The organism is Bacillus cereus ATCC 14579, from assembly GCF_000007825.1.
GTDB classification, from domain to species: Bacteria; Bacillota; Bacilli; order Bacillales; family Bacillaceae_G; genus Bacillus_A; species Bacillus_A cereus.
This window is the reverse complement of record NC_004722.1, coordinates 290,001-292,500: the sequence shown is the minus strand read 5'-3', so window position 1 is coordinate 292,500 and position 2,500 is coordinate 290,001. Positions and strand designations below refer to the sequence as shown.

The following is a 2,500-nucleotide window of genomic DNA, read 5'->3' as shown; positions in this document are numbered from 1 at the left end:
TGGCATCATCAAACTCCCGCCATGATTTATAAAGGGAATTTTAGCGAAGGCGATATTACTGATCCTTTATTTCCACGTCATCCAACTTTTGAAAGCTTTTATGATACTGAATGTATACAACTTGTCCAAACAATATTTCAAAATGATTTCGACACATATAAATACAGCAAAGAATATCCATACTAACTTTAGTCTATTATCTTTGCTAAATAAAAAAGATACCTCATATATAAGGTATCTTTTTAACATTTCAATTATATAAATCATACTGTTTAACAGTCTCTATTCTCCACCTTGTTACCTTTTAATAGATTACATAACTTTTGCTTATCCGCCCATCCTACTCCAATTAAGACTAAACTCGCTCCCATTATTACTCTCCATGTCAGAGATTCATTTAATAGAATAATTGAAGTAATAATACTTATTAATGGTAATGCATTTAAATATAATCCGCTTACTGATGCTGAAACTCTCTCTAGCGCTTTATTCCAAAACCAATACGCTAAAATTGTTGCTCCAATAACAAGGTATATTACACTAAGTACCGTTTTCCAAGTTTCAACCTTTGGGAGACCGTAATAAAAAATTTCTACCAGTGCAAACGGTAAGAGAATAACAGCTCCAATAATTAAAGTTAATGTTGTAAAAACCTCGTTTGATAAATACTGTTCTTGTTTTGGTCGTTTTAGCAAAACTGTGTAGAAAGCAAATAGAAAAGTACTTAATAATATTAGTATATCTCCTATTAAGGACACTTCTTGATTAGCACTTTTAGATGGAATCGTAATAAAGAGTACTCCTATAGCACCCAATATAATTCCTATCCAATAATTCAATCGAATTTCCTCTTTTAAAAAGAGTGCTGAAAAAAGAATTGTAACCAATGGTAACGCAGCATCTATAATACTCACATGTAATCCACTGGTTAAAGAAATGCCGTAGGATGTAAACATAAAATAACCAGCTACACCGGTAAAAGCTAACAAACTCATTCTTTTCCATGGAACTTTTTTATGTACAACTGATTTTTGTAGTTCCTTAAATGAGAATATCATACAAATTCCACCTGCAAAGAAAAGACGAATAAATAACAAAGTAAACGGCTGAATAGATTCTAACGCCCATTTTGTTGGCGCAATGGCTGTGCCCCATAATATAACAGCCACTAATAACATGCATATTTCTTTCATAATTCCCCACACCCATCAAAAATATATGTTAACTACCTTAATTATAGATTTTTTCTAATGTAAAATCCTTTAAAAGCACAAAAGGTTATGTAAGATCACAAACATTCTTTTTACATCTGGACTATATTCTTGAAAAGGTAATTCTTACCTTTAAATTAAAAATAATAAAAATAAACACAAAAAAACCCAAGTCAAAATGACTTAGGTTCTTGCTTGGCGACGTCCTACTCTCACAGGGACAAGGTCCCAACTACCATCGGCGCTAGAGAGCTTAACTTCCGTGTTCGGTATGGGAACGGGTGTGACCTCTCTGCCATCATCACCAAACTATGAAGGCATATTCCTTCAAAACTAGATAACATTGCTACATATTATATGGTTAAGTCCTCGATCTATTAGTATTCGTCAGCTCCACATGTCACCATGCTTCCACCTCGAACCTATCAACCTGATCATCTTTCAGGGATCTTACTAGCTTACGCTATGGGAAATCTCATCTTGAGGGGGGCTTCATGCTTAGATGCTTTCAGCACTTATCCCTTCCGCACATAGCTACCCAGCTATGCCCTTGGCAGAACAACTGGTACACCAGCGGTGCGTCCATCCCGGTCCTCTCGTACTAAGGACAGCTCCTCTCAAATTTCCTACGCCCACGACGGATAGGGACCGAACTGTCTCACGACGTTCTGAACCCAGCTCGCGTACCGCTTTAATGGGCGAACAGCCCAACCCTTGGGACCGACTACAGCCCCAGGATGCGATGAGCCGACATCGAGGTGCCAAACCTCCCCGTCGATGTGGACTCTTGGGGGAGATAAGCCTGTTATCCCCGGGGTAGCTTTTATCCGTTGAGCGATGGCCCTTCCATGCGGAACCACCGGATCACTAAGCCCGACTTTCGTCCCTGCTCGACTTGTAGGTCTCGCAGTCAAGCTCCCTTATGCCTTTGCACTCTACGAATGATTTCCAACCATTCTGAGGGAACCTTTGGGCGCCTCCGTTACACTTTAGGAGGCGACCGCCCCAGTCAAACTGCCCACCTGACACTGTCTCCCGGGTCGATAAGACCCGTAGGTTAGAATTTCAATACAGTCAGGGCGGTATCCCACCAGCGCCTCCACCGAAGCTAGCGCTCCGGTTTCAATGGCTCCCGCCTATCCTGTACAAACTGTACCAAAATTCAATATCAGGCTACAGTAAAGCTCCACGGGGTCTTTCCGTCCTGTCGCGGGTAACCTGCATCTTCACAGGTACTATAATTTCACCGAGTCTCTGGTTGAGACAGTGCCCAAATCGTTACACCTTTC

Annotated in this window: 2 protein-coding genes and 2 rRNA genes (2 of these 4 only partly in view); 1 reads left to right on the top strand and 3 read right to left on the bottom strand. The window is 40.4% G+C overall.

The genetic code is table 11. The features are described from left to right. Positions 1-186 carry the 3' portion of a sulfotransferase family 2 domain-containing protein gene (locus BC_RS01630; RefSeq protein ID WP_000483018.1) on the top strand. Its footprint begins 606 nt before the window's first position, so the window shows 186 of its 792 coding nt (coding positions 607-792); its start codon lies off the left edge, out of view; the stop codon is at positions 184-186. Between the two features lie 86 nt (positions 187-272). On the opposite strand, the gene BC_RS01625 is transcribed toward BC_RS01630, so the two are convergent. The 3 genes from BC_RS01625 to BC_RS01615 all read right to left on the bottom strand — a co-directional run. After that, the gene (locus BC_RS01625; protein WP_000658271.1) at positions 273-1,193 is read right to left on the bottom strand and encodes a DMT family transporter; all 921 of its coding nucleotides are present in this window, start codon (positions 1,191-1,193) and stop codon (positions 273-275) included. A 211-nt stretch (positions 1,194-1,404) separates the two neighbouring features. Further along, positions 1,405-1,520: ribosomal RNA gene (rrf, locus tag BC_RS01620) — 5S ribosomal RNA — on the bottom strand. Positions 1,521-1,568: 48 nt separating this feature from the next. Further along, positions 1,569-2,500: ribosomal RNA gene (locus BC_RS01615) — 23S ribosomal RNA — on the bottom strand; it runs 1,990 nt beyond the window's last position.

Coding starts and splice junctions, on each gene's coding strand:
- BC_RS01625 (WP_000658271.1), bottom strand. CDS start 1,193: ATGAAAGAAATATGCATGTTATTAGTGGCTGTTATATTATGGGGCACA.